The sequence below is a fragment of the Idiomarina zobellii genome (assembly GCF_900100855.1).
GTDB lineage: Bacteria > Pseudomonadota > Gammaproteobacteria > Enterobacterales > Alteromonadaceae > Idiomarina > Idiomarina zobellii.
In genome coordinates, this window is record NZ_FNCB01000003.1 from 203,768 (window position 1) to 216,989 (window position 13,222).

Below are 13,222 nucleotides of genomic sequence, written 5' to 3' on the forward strand. Positions count from 1 at the left end.
CTTACACCTTGATACCACGGCCGCGGAGATCCGCTAATACCGAGTCGATACCGTTTTTATCGATGATACGCATACCTTTAGTAGAAATGCGCAGCTTAACCCAACGCTTCTCGCTTTCTACCCAAAAGCGGTGCGATTGAAGGTTCGGCAAAAAGCGACGTTTAGTCGCATTGCGTGCGTGCGAGCGGTTGTTACCGACTACCGGACGCTTACCTGTAACTTGGCATACTTGTGACATGTCTTTACTCCAAAATTGCTGCAAGCTCGCCTGTCGCCCAACGTGACCTTGCCTATAAATCCGAGGGCGCATTTTATACAGCAAACTGCCCTTCTAATCAAGCTAATACGACGGAAATATGATCCTTAACGATCGTTCGGGCGGATTTTACGTGATTTTTCACCAAACTGCCAGTATAAAACTACAACAATCCACGCTCGGCAAAGGAAATGGGTGCGCCAGCCCCAATAACGAAATGATCGAGCAAAGAAACATCAATTAAATTCAGGGCTTTTTTCACCCGTTCGGTCACTCGTTGGTCCGCCTGGCTTGGCTCTGCCACGCCCGACGGATGATTATGCGCTAAGATAACCGCCGCTGCATTGTGCTTCATAACCAGCTTAATCACTTCCCGAGGGTACACTGGCGCCGCGTTAATAGTCCCCTGAAATAGTTCTTCATAACGCAGTAGCCGGTGTTGGCTATCAAGTAGCAGTATCACGAACAGTTCACGGCACTGGTGCCTTAACTTCGACGTCAAAAAATCTTTGACCAGGCTTGGTTCTGTAAAGCCGTCGGTGCGCTCCAGTTGCCATTTTAAATATCGCCGGGACAATTCCATAACGACCTGCAATTGATTCACTCGCGCTGGTCCAATACCATCACATTCAAGCAGCTGTTCCCGACTGGCAACGAGTAAGGGTCCAATGCCATTAAAATGGTGCAGCAACTTGCGCGCAAAAGTCACTACATCCTGCCCTTGTCGGCCACTGCCCAGTAATACCGCTAGTAATTCTGCGTCACTGAGAAACTGCGCTCCCTGTAACTGCAATTTTTCGCGCGGACGCTCAGCAACTGGCCACTCCTTGACTCTCATTATTCTCTCCTTCGTTTGAACAGCGGATAAGTATAACGAGCATCTACCGTGTTTCCGGGTCTCGTGTTATCTTTACATGAGTTAACATTGAGGGGTTCGCATGACACAACTGCAGAACAAAAACATTCTTTTGGGTATTACCGGCGGCATTGCAGCCTATAAAACACCTGACCTGGTGCGCCGATTGCGTGAACAAGGTGCAGTAGTGCGCTGTGTCATGACCGAGAGTGCCAAAGCCTTTGTAACCCCACTTAGCTTACAAGCAGTGTCTGGTTTTACGGTCAGCGATGACTTGCTTGATCCCACAGCAGAAGCCGCTATGGGCCATATTGAACTGGCACGATGGGCCGACCTTATTCTTATAGCCCCGGCCACGGCGAATACTCTGGCCCGCATTACCCACGGTTTTGCCGACGACCTGCTCAGTACGCTGGTGTTAGCCAGTAAAGCACCTGTTTGCGTTGCGCCAGCAATGAACCAACAAATGTGGGCGGCAACTGCAGTGCAGAATAATGTCTCCATTTTACACGAACGCGGTATTGCCTTTATCGGCCCTGAGAGCGGTGAACAAGCCTGTGGCGACATTGGCTATGGTCGCATGACCGACCCCACCGATATTGTTAAAGCGCTACTCAACGAAAAGTTGCCAGACAACGGTTCTACAGCTTCCTGTACCTGGCAGGGTAAAACCTTTGTCATTACCGCAGGCCCAACGCGCGAAGCTATCGACCCCGTGCGTTATATCAGTAACCACAGCTCAGGGAAAATGGGCTACGCGTTAGCTCAGGCAGCTGCGAATGCCGGGGCAAAGGTTGTATTGGTGTCCGGACCCACCCAGCTTGCCACACCGAAAGGCGTGCAACGTATTGATGTTGAAACCGCTGAGCAAATGCTGACAGCAGTACAACAACAGCTTACAGACTGCGATGTTTTTATAGGCTGCGCCGCGGTCTCCGACTATCGCGTAGAAGACATCGCCGAACACAAAATTAAGAAAGAACAAAACAGTGAACCACCCAAACTGTCACTGGTGCAAAACCCTGATATTTTAAAAACGGTGGCACAGTCTGCCAACGCCCCTTTTACCGTGGGCTTTGCTGCCGAAACCCAGAACTTAAAAGAAAATGCCTTAAGCAAATTACAGCGTAAGCAACTGCAAATGATCATCGCCAATGACGTCAGTGAGCCTCATCAGGGGTTCAATAGTGACCAGAACAGTGCGTTGATATTAAGCAAGGACAGTGAGCAGTCACTTCCAACCATGAGCAAGCATGATATGGCTGTTGCCATTATCGATGCTATTGCAAAGCGCTATTTTGATACATCCAACAGGAGCTAAGTGAACAACTCATGACGCAAGTGGACGTTAAAATTCTCGACGAACGTATCGGTCAGTCTATCCCTCTTCCTAAATATGAAACCAGCGGCTCTGCCGGCATGGATTTGCGTGCTTGTTTAGACGAGCCACTGACCATAGAGCCAGGCGAAACCCAACTCATTGGCACCGGCATTGCTATGTACATTGGTGACCCGGGCTATGCCGCTACTATTCTGCCGCGCTCAGGCCTCGGTCATAAACATGGTTTGGTCTTGGGTAACCTGGTGGGTCTTATCGATTCTGACTATCAGGGTGAGCTGAAAGTATCCTGCTGGAACCGCAGCAATAAGGCATACACCATGGAACCGGGCGACCGCATTGCCCAGTTGGTGATTCTGCCAGTGGTACAAGCCAGCATGAACATTGTCGACGAATTCGAAGAATCAGACCGTGGCGAAGGTGGTTTCGGTCACTCTGGTCGTTCTTAACTGTCCATACATAAGGAAATAACCACTCATGGCAGAACAAAAACGCAACCGTCGCGAAGAAATACTTCAGGCTTTGGCCGCAATGCTGGAAACCAGCCCGGGTCAGCGTATTACCACCGCTAAGTTGGCGGCTAACCTCGGCGTTTCCGAAGCCGCTTTGTATCGTCACTTCCCTTCTAAGGCGCGAATGTTTGAAGGCCTTATTGAGTTTGTGGAAGACACCCTGCTGACGCGTATAAACCTCATTATGAATGAAGAAAAAAATACGCTGTCTCGTTGCTACATGATTTTACAGCTACTGCTGACTTTCGCTGAACGCAACCCGGGCATTACCCGAGTTATGACGGGCGACGCACTCATGGGTGAACATGACCGCCTGCGCAGTCGCATGGAAGACTTGTTTAATCGTATTGAAAGCTCAATTAAGCAGGTTCTGCGTGAAAAAGCGATGCGGGAACAGCAGAAGTTTATTGTCGATGAGGCCGTTCTGGCAAATATGCTGCTAAGTTATGCCGACGGTAAAATCAGTCAGTTTGTTCGCTCTAACTTTAAACGCTTACCTACTGAGCACCTGGCGGCGCAATGGCAGGTCATGGAACAGCAATTAGCAGGTGCTTAAGTTAATTAAGCCTGGGGCGTAGAACGGTTATTCCGTTTTACGCTCCCTGCTTAATAAGTCGATAGCTGCTTGCTGCGGCTCTTTACCTTCATAAAGAACAGCATAAATTTGCTCAGCAATGGGCATTTCCACACCATTTCGGGACGCCAGTGCAACCACTTCTTTGGTGTTACGATACCCTTCTACAGACTGACCAATATCCTTTAACGCTTGCTCAACCGACTTACCTTCACCCAAAGCCAAACCAAAACGGCGATTGCGCGACTGGTTGTCAGTACAAGTTAAAATGAGGTCACCAAGACCTGCCATACCGGTAAAGGTGTCGCTTTTTGCCCCTAGCTTCAGACCCAGTCGAGTTAACTCAGCTAAACCGCGGGTAATTAGGGCGGTACGTGCATTCGCGCCAAAGCCTATGCCGTCGGCCATACCGGCGCCAATAGCTATCACGTTTTTTACCACCCCGCCTAACTGAACACCAATAAAGTCATTGTTGGTGTAAACACGGAAGGAGCGGTCGCAATGCAGCATGTCAGACAGTTCATCGACAAAGGTTTGGTCGGTCGATGACATAGAGATAGCGGTAGGTAGACCTTTCGCCATTTCAATAGCAAACGTGGGCCCTGACAATACCGCCAGCGGATGCTTGTCAGCCAGAATCTCTTCGGCAACTTCATACAGAAGTCGGCCTGTATCGGGCTCCAGCCCTTTGGTTGCCCAGGCAACGCGGGCATTCTCTTTCAGCAAAGGCTTCGCCTGCTTTAACATGCTGGAAAATGAATGACTGGGCACCACAACGACCACGTTGTCGACGTCTTTCAGCGCGAGCTCAAGGTCATCGGTTACTTGCAGAGACTCAGGAAATGGACAGCCGGGTAAATACGCGGCGTTTTCTCTAGCCGACGTCATTAACGCAACTTTCTCAGAGTCCCGTCCCCACAACATTGTCGGGATGCCTTTTCGCGCAAAACAAATAGCAAGGGCGGTCCCGTAAGAGCCCGCCCCTAATATCGTCACCTGTGGTGTTTGCATTATAGCGTTCGCTTAGGCGTCAGCAGTCTGTTGACCCTGAGCTTGCTCTGCTTGCTGCTGCATGTGACGTGCAAAGATAGCGTCAAAGTTAACTGGTGCTAAGTTCAACTGAGGGAAAGTTGCACGGTTTACCAAGCTCGCTACGCACTCACGTGCATAAGGGAACAAGATGTTCGGGCAGAAAGAGCCCAGCATGTGTGCCAGTTGGCCTTCCTGAACTTCTTCACCAATTGAGAAGATACCTGCTTGATGCACTTCACAAAGGAAAGCGACGTCGTCTTCAACTTTGTTTGTTGCTGTTAACGTCAGTACCACTTCGTAAACGCCGTCTTCGATTTTCTCGTGCTTAACGTTCAAATCCAGTTTAAGGTCTGGCTTCCACTCTTTGCGGAATACGCTAGGAGAATTTGGCGTTTCAAAAGAAATGTCTTTTGCATAGATACGCTGGATAGCAAATTGTGCTTGCTGCTGTTGGTTTTCGGCTGCTGCGCCGTTTGCTTGCTGTTCTTCAGCCATGATTTTACTTCCTATTCACTATGAGTTTTCAATTCGTTGTTATTATTTCTGCGAAACCGGCAGCTTTTCATTACGCCAGGTGTTCATGCCACCTTGTAATACCGCCACTTGCTTAAAGCCCTCAGCGGTTAACTGAGATGCGGCTGCTTTTGCCGTCATTCCTGTTGCACAGACTAACACAATGGGGGCGTCTTTGAACTTTTCAATAGACGTTAAGCTTTTTTGCTTAATTTTGTCCATGCTTAAGTGCTTTGAGCCGTGAATGTGGCCTTTTTTGAATTCATCCTGGTTACGAATGTCAACAAAAATGCCATCGCCACGGTTAACCCAAACCGTTGCCTCTTGCGGCTGTAGGCTCTTAATAGGTGACATTGCAGAACGCACATAAGTAATAATAAGCGCAACCAATAACACCACCCACAGGCCACTCATCATGGGGTTTCGGCTAATGAAATCTAACAGTTCTTGCATATAAGCTACCACTACCAGAGGGTTTCAGAAAAATCTCGCGGGCAAAGAGTATACCTGTACAAATTTCAGTTGCCAGTAAAATCTTGAATGGATGCGGATGCGCCAGAAATAAAGTAGAATAATTCTCAACAATGCATTGCAAAAGCTAAACGAAGAGGCCCTTTATGAGTCGTACGATTAAACCTTTGGTTCTATTGATTCTTGACGGTTGGGGATACCGAGAAGACGCACCGGACAATGCCATTTCAAATGCTCAAACACCTGTGATGGACCGTCTTTGGGAGCAATATCCACATTGCTTAGTCGATGGCTCGGGCGGCGCAGTGGGACTTCCTGACGGACAAATGGGCAACTCAGAAGTCGGTCACGTTAATTTAGGTGCAGGCCGTATCGTCTATCAGGATTTGACGCGCATTAGTCAGGCAATTTCTGATCGCAGTTTCTTTAAAAACCCAGTGCTGTGTGACGCTTTAGCAAAAGCAAAAGACGCATCCGGCGCTGTGCACGTTATGGGGCTGCTGTCTCCGGGCGGCGTACACAGCCACGAAGACCACTTAATTGCGATGGTAGAGATGGCAGTCGAGCAAGGTGCTTCTGAGGTTTACGTACATGCGTTTTTAGACGGTCGCGACACGCCACCGAAGTCGGCAAAAGCGTCAATAGAACGCTTTGAAGCGCTGTTTGCACGTTTAGGTAAAGGCCGTTTTGCAACGCTTAGTGGCCGGTTTTACGCAATGGACAGAGACAAGCGCTGGGAGCGTATTGAAGAATCTTACAAAGCGATTTATCACGGCGTATCTGGCGTAACCAGCCCGAACGCAACCGATGCGTTAGAAGACGCCTACGAGCGCGGTGAAACTGACGAGTTTGTGAAGCCTGTCATTATTGGTGCACCTGCGCCCGTGAAAGACGGCGACGCTATTTTCTTTATGAACTTCCGTGCTGACCGCGCTCGCGAAATGACCCAAGCCTTTATTAACGAAGAGTTTGACGGCTTCGAACGCGGACCTCGTGCAAAGACCTCAGACTTTGTCATGCTGACCGAATATGCAGATACCCTGAAAACCTCCTGTGCATTCCCGCCTGAGCAACTCAATAACGTACTGGGCGAATGGTTGGAAAAACATGGCAAAACCCAGTTACGCATTTCAGAAACTGAAAAATACGCACACGTGACCTTCTTCTTTAGCGGTGGTCGTGAAGAAGAGTTTGAAGGTGAAAAGCGTGTTTTAATTCCATCACCTAAGGTCAAAACCTACGACTTACAGCCAGAAATGAACTCTGAGCAACTCACCGATGAATTGGTAGGCGCCATTGAGTCGCAAGCCTTTGATGTCATCATTTGTAACTACCCGAACGGTGATATGGTAGGGCATACCGGCGACTTCGATGCGGCAGTAAAAGCCTGTGAAGCAGTTGATCACAGCGTTGGTCGTGTTGTTTCAGCACTGGAGGCGGTTGGTGGAGAGTGTTTGATTACCGCAGACCACGGCAATGCGGAACAAATGAGTGACGCTGAAACTGGTCAGGCGCATACTGCGCACACCAATGAGCTGGTTCCTTTCATTTATGTGGGCCGTGACGCACAGGCACGCGATGGCCGCTTGTCAGATGTGGCACCAACCATTCTTCACTTAATGGGTATGGAGCAGCCTGACGAAATGACCGGGCAAACCTTAATGACGCTGAAACAGTCATGATAAAAACCTTTGCTTTAATTCTGGCACTCGCCTGGCTCAGCTTTTCTGGTCAGGCGTTTGCACAGTCTTATAGTGAAGAGGACAAAGCCGCTACGCAGGCCGAAATTGAAGCGTTAAATGCGGAGTTAAATAAACATCTGCAGGCCATTGAGAGCCGTGACGAAGAACTGTCTGATATTGAAAGCGAGTTGCGGCGGTTAGAGCTGAAAACCGCTGAAATTGCGGGTGCTATTCAAAAGACCTCAACAGAACTTCGTGGTATTAATTCAGAAATTGAAAAAGCACAACAAGAACTGGAACGCTTACAGGCAGAGCAGCAAAAACAACTCGCCCTGCTTGAAGAGCAAATTGTTTCTGCCTACGTTAATGGCGATAACGACTTCCTGAAAATGCTGCTTAACCAGGGCAGTCCCGCAAAGCTAGAGCGGTTACTCACTTATTATCAGTACATGAATGACGCTCGCGTCGAAGAAATTGAGCAAATTAAGCAGACTCAAGCCGATATTGAACAATTAACAGCAGAACTGACGGATAAAAAAGCTGACGTTGTCTCACTTCGTGAACAGCAGGCAGAGCAACAGCAACAGCTGGAGAGTCAGCAACGAGAACAGGAAGAAACCTTAGCAAAACTGCAAGCCGAGCAGCGTAGTGACAAAGCTAAAATAAAGCAGCTAGAGCAAAGCCGCGCTCAGTTAGAACAGGTTCTGGCCGCTATTGAGGCGGCTCTTAAGCGTCAGGGCGATGTTCGCTTAGTCGGTTTAAAGCCCATCAAGTCACAGTTAAAATGGCCCAGTGACGGCACAGTCCGTCGCGTTTTTGGCCAGCGCCGCGAAGGCCCGGTTGAATGGAAAGGCGTATTGATAGAAGGCAATAACGGACAGGAAGTACGCTCTATTGCCGATGGCCGCATTGTTTATGCGGACTGGTTGCGCGGTTTTGGTTTAGTCATTGTAGTCGACCATGGTGAAAACTACATGAGCTTATACGGACATAACCAGGCATTGCTTAGAACCGTTGGTGAGAAAGTCAAAAAAGACGAAGAGATAGCACTTATGGGTCAATCCGGCTCTCGCGACAAAGCGTCTCTGTACTTTGAAATTCGTCATCAGGGCAAACCGCAGAACCCAAGTCACTGGATACGTTAATGAAGCTCTTTCATGTGATAATCGCACTGGCACTTCTGACTTGCAGCAGCGCACAGGCCGCAAAAATTGCCATTGTCATTGACGATATCGGGAATCACCGAAGCCACCTGGATGCAGCGTTGCTGCCGGGTAAGGTGTCCTTTGCCGTACTACCTTATACGCCTTACGCCCGTTCATTTGCGCTGCGGGCGCACCATCAGCAAAAACAAATTTTACTGCACATGCCAATGGAAGCGGTCGACAACATCTGGTCCGGGCCGGGTGAAATTACCTCAACTATGAGCGCACAACAGATAAAACTGCAATTAACCGATGCCCTGGAGTCTATTCCGTACGTTGCAGGTGTAAATAACCACATGGGCAGCAAGCTAACACAGTTACCCGTACCCATGCACGCAGTAATGGAAACCCTGTCCTCTCGACAGCTGTTCTTTTTGGACAGCCGCACCTCAGAGTTTAGTGTGGCAGAAGACACCGCCAAATCGGTCGGTGTTAAGTCGAGTCGACGCCATGTATTTCTTGATAACGAAACCGACAAAGCTTATCTCGCCCAACAATTCAAAACTTTGTTACGGCATGCCAGGAAGCACGGCTCTGCCGTTGGTATTGGGCACCCTTACCCAGAAACGTTAGATTTCCTGAAGCAGCATTTACCCCAGTTAGAGGAGCAAGGCATAGAGTTAGTCTTTGCGTCCGAGCTTACTGTTGCACCTAATCGTTCGATGTCGCTTCTTCCAGTGACGTCAGCAAAATAAGCGCTTCTTCGCGGGTATCTTTGCAAATATCGTAGTCCGCCGTAAAAGCTTCACAGACATCTGGACGCTCTGGTTTGCCAAATAGCCGGCACAAATTATTGTCATCGAGTTGAACACAACGAACCCCGGCAGGTTTGCCATTTGGCATACCGGGGATAGGAGAACTAATGGAAGGAGCTATGCAGCAAGCGCCGCAACCAACGCGGCACTGCATTTAGCTCATAGCGACGCGAAGTTTCTTCATGGCGTTCTGCTCTAACTGGCGAACACGCTCGGCAGAGACTTCATACTTCGCGGCAAGGTCATGTAATGTGGTTTTATCTTCAGACAGCCAGCGTGACTGCACAATGTCCTGACTACGTTCGTCAAGCTCACTCATTGCTGTCAGCAGTTTCTGTTGATTATGAGACTCGTAGTCTTCGGCCTCAACTTCAGCGGCCAAGTCCGAGCGCTTATCTTCCAGATACATGGCCGGAGAATAAGTGCTGCCTTCTTTTGAGTCGTCGTCATCTGAGCTTAGCTCGAAAGCCTGGTCGTGGGCGCTCATACGCGCTTCCATTTCCAGCACTTCTTTGGTGCTCACGCCCAACTCTTCAGCAACAGTTTCAACTTCTTTCTGGCTGAACCAACCTAAACGCTTTTTCATTTTGCGCAGGTTGAAGAATAATTTACGCTGCGCTTTGGTGGTCGCAACTTTTACAACACGCCAGTTACGCAGTACATATTCATGAATTTCTGCTTTAATCCAGTGAACGGCAAAAGAGACCAGACGAACACCAACAGACGGGTTGAAGCGCTTCACAGCTTTCATTAAGCCAATGTTACCTTCCTGAATTAAGTCGGCTTGTGGCAGACCATATCCAGAATAGCTGCGGGCGACATGCACAACAAAGCGCAGGTGAGACATGATAAGCTCACGCGCTGCATCTAAGTCACTTTCTTCATACAGTCGAGTTGCTAAGTCTTTCTCTTTTTCAGCGCTTAGCATAGGAATACGGTTGACTGACTGAATATAACCGTCGAGTCCTCCCCCTTGGGGAACCGATAATGCCATGGTGCTTAATTCAGTGCTCATTTAACAACCTCTAGTAAAAATACCGACAAAATACCGCTTAACCGTCAGTGTCTAAGACCGTTTTTAGGTCTAAAAGTTCCGTTCAGATCATTGGCGATCGGACAAATTAGTATAACTAAGACTATGGCTTTCGCAACTCTAATTTATTCTGGTTCGATACTTTGTATATGACGTCTTACAGCTAAGTAAGAACCTGTCAGACCCAACCCAATTGCAATAACCCAAATGGCGATTAATTCGCCGAATGTCAGACCGTCTAACTGAAACTGACTATCGTATAAGTTTGTGACAGTTAATACGGCGCTTTCAATCCACCAGATCAATAAAAGCGTCACTACCCAGGCGAAAATACCACCTATAAACCCGTACCAGGCACCGGTATACAAAAATGGACGTTGAATAAACGCATTAGTGGCACCCACCAATTTCATAATGACAATTTCATCGCGCTTCGAGAGTATGTTCAAACGAATGGTGTTACCAACTATCAGAACGACTGATAAACACAGCACTAAGGCTAACGCACCTAAGGTGTCTTCAATTAAGTCGAGTATTGCCTGCAACCGGTTGAGCCATTCAATATCCAGTTTGGCATGCTCTACTTCACGCTTATTCTGGAATTCCAGCAATAACGCCTCGGCCTGCTCAGCAGCTCGGTAGTTTTCGGCCGGTATCACGACCAACACATCGGGCAACGGGTTATTCGACAGATAATCGAGCGTTTCGCCAAAGCCGGACTGCTCTTTAAACTGCTCCAGCCCTTCGTCTTTGGGTACCCAGCGTACCGATTCAACTTTATCAGACAGGCTCGTCTGAGTTTTGAAGGTTTCAATTTCCGAGGTTTTTAGGTCTTTCTTCAAAAACAGCGTAATTTCGGACGCCTGCTGCCAACTGTCGGTAATACTACTGGTGTTTTTGACCAACACATACAGCGACGACGGCAGCGTTAAGCTTAGGCCCAACACGGCCATGGTCATTAACGACGCGAAAGGGTTACGCCACAGCTCACCGAGGCTGGCAACTGCTTGTTGAGCATGATGTACCGGTACCATAATGGCGCGCCGCCACCAGGGTAAACGTCCGCGATTACTCGCTCCTTTTTCGACGCTGCGGTTGCGAAATAACAAACTCATAGCTCGTTATCCTCCAAACCGTCGTTTATCATGCGTCCGTCTTTCAATGTCAACGTTCTGTAGCGCAGTCGCGCAATGAGGCCTAAGTCATGTGTTGCAATAAGCACCGCAACACCCACTTTATTGAATTCCTCAAACAAACGGATAATTTCCATCGACAGCTTAGGGTCGAGGTTACCGGTGGGCTCATCGGCAAGTAGCAATGGCGGTTTCGTGACAATGGCGCGGGCAATTCCAACGCGTTGCTGTTCACCGCCGGACAGCATTTGTGGGTAATGCTTCACTTTGTCGGCTAAGCCAACTTTTTCCAGTGCTGCCAGTACCCGCTTGCGCGCTTCCTGAACGCTATAGCCTTCAATAATAAGCGGTAAGGCAACATTATCGAAAACCGTTTTGTCCATTAGCAGACGATGGTCCTGAAAAATCATGCCAATGTCCCGGCGCACATAAGGCACCTGTGACGGCTTAATTTTTCGTAAGTCATGCCCGTTAATAAGTACGCGACCCGCTGTCGGCCGTTCCATCAAACTAATGAGCTTCAGTAACGTACTTTTCCCCGCCCCCGAGTGACCGGTTAAAAAAGCCATTTCTCCGGGCTTTACGTGGAAGTCGACATGGCTCAGTGCCTGATGACCTCCCGGATACGTTTTACTGACTTGCTCAAAGCGGATCATGTTAGTTCGCCGTTGTGGTTTCTGATGCTTCTACATTACGGTCAAATAACGCCGCAATAAAGTCCTTCGCTACAAATGGGCGTAAATCTTCCAAACTTTCGCCGACACCAATATAGCGAATTGGAATGGCAAACTGATCAGCAACGGCAAATATAACACCACCTTTGGCGGTACCGTCGAGTTTGGTCATGACAATGCCGGACACTCCTACCGCTTCGGTAAACAACTTAGCCTGGCTAATGGCGTTTTGTCCCGTGCCTGCGTCCAGTGTCAGCATAACCTCATGCGGCGCTTCCGGGTCGAGCTTTTTCATCACACGAACTAACTTTTTGAGCTCTTCCATTAAGTTCGCTTTGTTCTGCAAACGCCCTGCCGTATCTGCAATAAGCACGTCGGTGCCCCGAGCTTTCGCGGCTTCTAAAGCGTCATACAAAACAGAGGCGCTGTCGGCACCGGTATGCTGAGCAATAACGGGGATGTTATTACGCTCTCCCCACACTTCTAGTTGCTCGACAGCGGCCGCACGGAAAGTATCGCCGGCTGCCAGCATGACTGACTTACCTTCGGCTTTGAATTGTTTTGCTAACTTACCAATGGTGGTGGTTTTACCCACGCCGTTTACGCCCGTCATAAGAATGACGTATGGCGAGTCAGATTTCGGAATTTCTAGTGGTCTGTCGACCGGCTTTAAAATGTCAGCTAGTTGTTCTTGCAGCAATTCGTAAAGTGCTTCAGCGTCTTTCAGTTGCTTGCGATCGGCTTGCTGTGTCAGGTTGTCGATAATTTTTGTCGTGGTCGCGACACCTAAGTCAGCCATCAGCAGCTGAGTTTCCAGCTCTTCAAACAAATCATCATCGATTTTCTTACCGCGGAATACGCCGATAAGGCCAGAACCAATAGAGCCAGATGTCTTACGCAGCCCTTGCGTTAAGCGCGCCCAAAAGCCTTTCTTCTCACCTTTTTCCTGAGTTTTTGTGTCGACGGGTTCTGCTTTCGGAGTCTCGGCTTTTGCTGGCTCTTTCTCAGGCTCTACCTCTGTTTGCTGCGCTTCATCGGACGCTTCCGGTTCGGCCTGCTGCTCACCGTCAGACGACTCTTGCTCGTCAACAACGGCTTCATCTTTTACCTTATCTTCTTCAGACTCTTTTTTATCACGCTTCTTTTTAAACAGCGAAAACATCGACATATAGGTTTCCTTGGAACTG

Annotated in this window: 16 protein-coding genes; 6 read left to right on the forward strand and 10 right to left on the reverse strand. The window is 48.8% G+C overall.

Going from position 1 to position 13,222, the window contains the following annotated elements:
* Window position 1: 1 nt before the first annotated feature.
* Window positions 2–238 (reverse strand): 50S ribosomal protein L28, encoded by a 237-nt coding sequence (gene rpmB, locus BLT32_RS05060; RefSeq protein ID WP_053953199.1) that lies wholly within the window; start codon window positions 236–238, stop codon window positions 2–4.
* A gap of 181 nt (window positions 239–419) precedes the next feature.
* Window positions 420–1,094, reverse strand: a complete 675-nt coding sequence (gene radC, locus BLT32_RS05065) for a RadC family protein (RefSeq protein WP_053953200.1) — start codon at window positions 1,092–1,094, stop codon at window positions 420–422.
* A gap of 100 nt (window positions 1,095–1,194) precedes the next feature.
* On the opposite strand from radC, the gene coaBC reads away from it, so the two are divergent.
* The 3 genes from coaBC to slmA are packed head-to-tail and all read left to right on the forward strand — an operon-like array spanning window position 1,195 to window position 3,519.
* Complete coding sequence (gene coaBC, locus BLT32_RS05070) at window positions 1,195–2,433, forward strand: bifunctional phosphopantothenoylcysteine decarboxylase/phosphopantothenate--cysteine ligase CoaBC (protein ID WP_053953201.1); 1,239 nt, start codon at window positions 1,195–1,197, stop codon at window positions 2,431–2,433.
* 11 nt (window positions 2,434–2,444) lie between these two features.
* Entirely contained in the window at window positions 2,445–2,900 is a 456-nt protein-coding gene (gene dut / locus BLT32_RS05075; RefSeq protein WP_053953202.1) for a dUTP diphosphatase, read from the forward strand.
* 28 nt (window positions 2,901–2,928) lie between these two features.
* Complete coding sequence (gene slmA / locus BLT32_RS05080; protein WP_053953203.1) at window positions 2,929–3,519, forward strand: nucleoid occlusion factor SlmA; 591 nt, start codon at window positions 2,929–2,931, stop codon at window positions 3,517–3,519.
* 27 nt (window positions 3,520–3,546) lie between these two features.
* Here the strand turns inward: slmA and gpsA are convergent, their stop codons facing one another.
* From gpsA to BLT32_RS05095, 3 genes are read right to left on the reverse strand one after another with little or no spacing between them, the layout of a single operon-like run.
* Window positions 3,547–4,548 (reverse strand): NAD(P)H-dependent glycerol-3-phosphate dehydrogenase, encoded by a 1,002-nt coding sequence (gene gpsA / locus BLT32_RS05085; protein ID WP_053953204.1) that lies wholly within the window; start codon window positions 4,546–4,548, stop codon window positions 3,547–3,549.
* 12 nt (window positions 4,549–4,560) lie between these two features.
* Entirely contained in the window at window positions 4,561–5,064 is a 504-nt protein-coding gene (secB, locus tag BLT32_RS05090; RefSeq protein ID WP_053953205.1) for a protein-export chaperone SecB, read from the reverse strand.
* Between the two features lie 42 nt (window positions 5,065–5,106).
* A complete protein-coding gene (locus BLT32_RS05095) occupies window positions 5,107–5,535 on the reverse strand; it encodes a rhodanese-like domain-containing protein (protein ID WP_053953206.1) in 429 nt (142 codons plus the stop codon).
* A 164-nt stretch (window positions 5,536–5,699) separates the two neighbouring features.
* Between BLT32_RS05095 and gpmI the strand changes: the two genes are divergently transcribed.
* Genes gpmI through BLT32_RS05110 form a run of 3 tightly spaced genes read left to right on the forward strand, consistent with a single transcriptional unit; the run spans window position 5,700 to window position 9,135 of the window.
* On the forward strand, window positions 5,700–7,235 hold the full coding sequence (gene gpmI, locus BLT32_RS05100; RefSeq protein ID WP_053953207.1) for a 2,3-bisphosphoglycerate-independent phosphoglycerate mutase: 1,536 nt from the start codon (window positions 5,700–5,702) through the stop codon (window positions 7,233–7,235).
* A complete protein-coding gene (locus BLT32_RS05105) occupies window positions 7,232–8,380 on the forward strand; it encodes a murein hydrolase activator EnvC family protein (protein ID WP_053953208.1) in 1,149 nt (382 codons plus the stop codon). Before gpmI ends, BLT32_RS05105 begins: the two co-directional genes overlap by 4 nt.
* Window positions 8,380–9,135, forward strand: coding sequence for a divergent polysaccharide deacetylase family protein (locus tag BLT32_RS05110; RefSeq protein ID WP_053953209.1), 756 nt, complete (start codon window positions 8,380–8,382; stop codon window positions 9,133–9,135). Before BLT32_RS05105 ends, BLT32_RS05110 begins: the two co-directional genes overlap by 1 nt.
* On the opposite strand, the gene BLT32_RS05115 is transcribed toward BLT32_RS05110, so the two are convergent.
* From BLT32_RS05115 to ftsY, 5 genes are all read right to left on the reverse strand, one after another.
* A complete protein-coding gene (locus BLT32_RS05115; RefSeq protein WP_074668899.1) occupies window positions 9,092–9,349 on the reverse strand; it encodes a YkgJ family cysteine cluster protein in 258 nt (85 codons plus the stop codon). The genes BLT32_RS05110 and BLT32_RS05115 overlap by 44 nt on opposite strands.
* Window positions 9,350–10,210: an RNA polymerase sigma factor RpoH gene (gene rpoH, locus BLT32_RS05120; RefSeq protein WP_053953210.1), complete on the reverse strand. Its 861-nt coding sequence runs from the start codon at window positions 10,208–10,210 to the stop codon at window positions 9,350–9,352. It abuts the gene before it with no gap.
* Between the two features lie 143 nt (window positions 10,211–10,353).
* Window positions 10,354–11,343, reverse strand: coding sequence for a permease-like cell division protein FtsX (gene ftsX / locus BLT32_RS05125; RefSeq protein ID WP_053953211.1), 990 nt, complete (start codon window positions 11,341–11,343; stop codon window positions 10,354–10,356).
* Complete coding sequence (gene ftsE / locus BLT32_RS05130) at window positions 11,340–12,017, reverse strand: cell division ATP-binding protein FtsE (RefSeq protein ID WP_053953212.1); 678 nt, start codon at window positions 12,015–12,017, stop codon at window positions 11,340–11,342. The genes ftsX and ftsE overlap by 4 nt, the downstream gene beginning before the upstream one ends.
* A 1-nt stretch (window position 12,018) precedes the next feature.
* The gene (gene ftsY, locus BLT32_RS05135) at window positions 12,019–13,203 is read right to left on the reverse strand and encodes a signal recognition particle-docking protein FtsY (RefSeq protein WP_053953213.1); all 1,185 of its coding nucleotides are present in this window, start codon (window positions 13,201–13,203) and stop codon (window positions 12,019–12,021) included.
* Window positions 13,204–13,222: the final 19 nt, after the last annotated feature.

Bases quoted from the DNA above. Each gene is read 5' to 3' on its own strand.
- BLT32_RS05095 (WP_053953206.1), bottom strand. From the start codon at position 5,535: ATGCAAGAACTGTTAGATTTCATTAGCCGAAACCCCATGATGAGTGGC.
- radC (WP_053953200.1), bottom strand. From the start codon at position 1,094: ATGAGAGTCAAGGAGTGGCCAGTTGCTGAGCGTCCGCGCGAAAAATTG.
- BLT32_RS05115 (WP_074668899.1), bottom strand. From the start codon at position 9,349: ATGCAGTGCCGCGTTGGTTGCGGCGCTTGCTGCATAGCTCCTTCCATT.
- rpmB (WP_053953199.1), bottom strand. From the start codon at position 238: ATGTCACAAGTATGCCAAGTTACAGGTAAGCGTCCGGTAGTCGGTAAC.
- gpsA (WP_053953204.1), bottom strand. From the start codon at position 4,548: ATGCAAACACCACAGGTGACGATATTAGGGGCGGGCTCTTACGGGACC.
- BLT32_RS05110 (WP_053953209.1), top strand. From the start codon at position 8,380: ATGAAGCTCTTTCATGTGATAATCGCACTGGCACTTCTGACTTGCAGC.
- ftsE (WP_053953212.1), bottom strand. From the start codon at position 12,017: ATGATCCGCTTTGAGCAAGTCAGTAAAACGTATCCGGGAGGTCATCAG.
- ftsX (WP_053953211.1), bottom strand. From the start codon at position 11,343: ATGAGTTTGTTATTTCGCAACCGCAGCGTCGAAAAAGGAGCGAGTAAT.
- secB (WP_053953205.1), bottom strand. From the start codon at position 5,064: ATGGCTGAAGAACAGCAAGCAAACGGCGCAGCAGCCGAAAACCAACAG.
- slmA (WP_053953203.1), top strand. From the start codon at position 2,929: ATGGCAGAACAAAAACGCAACCGTCGCGAAGAAATACTTCAGGCTTTG.
- rpoH (WP_053953210.1), bottom strand. From the start codon at position 10,210: ATGAGCACTGAATTAAGCACCATGGCATTATCGGTTCCCCAAGGGGGA.
- BLT32_RS05105 (WP_053953208.1), top strand. From the start codon at position 7,232: ATGATAAAAACCTTTGCTTTAATTCTGGCACTCGCCTGGCTCAGCTTT.
- dut (WP_053953202.1), top strand. From the start codon at position 2,445: ATGACGCAAGTGGACGTTAAAATTCTCGACGAACGTATCGGTCAGTCT.
- ftsY (WP_053953213.1), bottom strand. From the start codon at position 13,203: ATGTCGATGTTTTCGCTGTTTAAAAAGAAGCGTGATAAAAAAGAGTCT.
- gpmI (WP_053953207.1), top strand. From the start codon at position 5,700: ATGAGTCGTACGATTAAACCTTTGGTTCTATTGATTCTTGACGGTTGG.
- coaBC (WP_053953201.1), top strand. From the start codon at position 1,195: ATGACACAACTGCAGAACAAAAACATTCTTTTGGGTATTACCGGCGGC.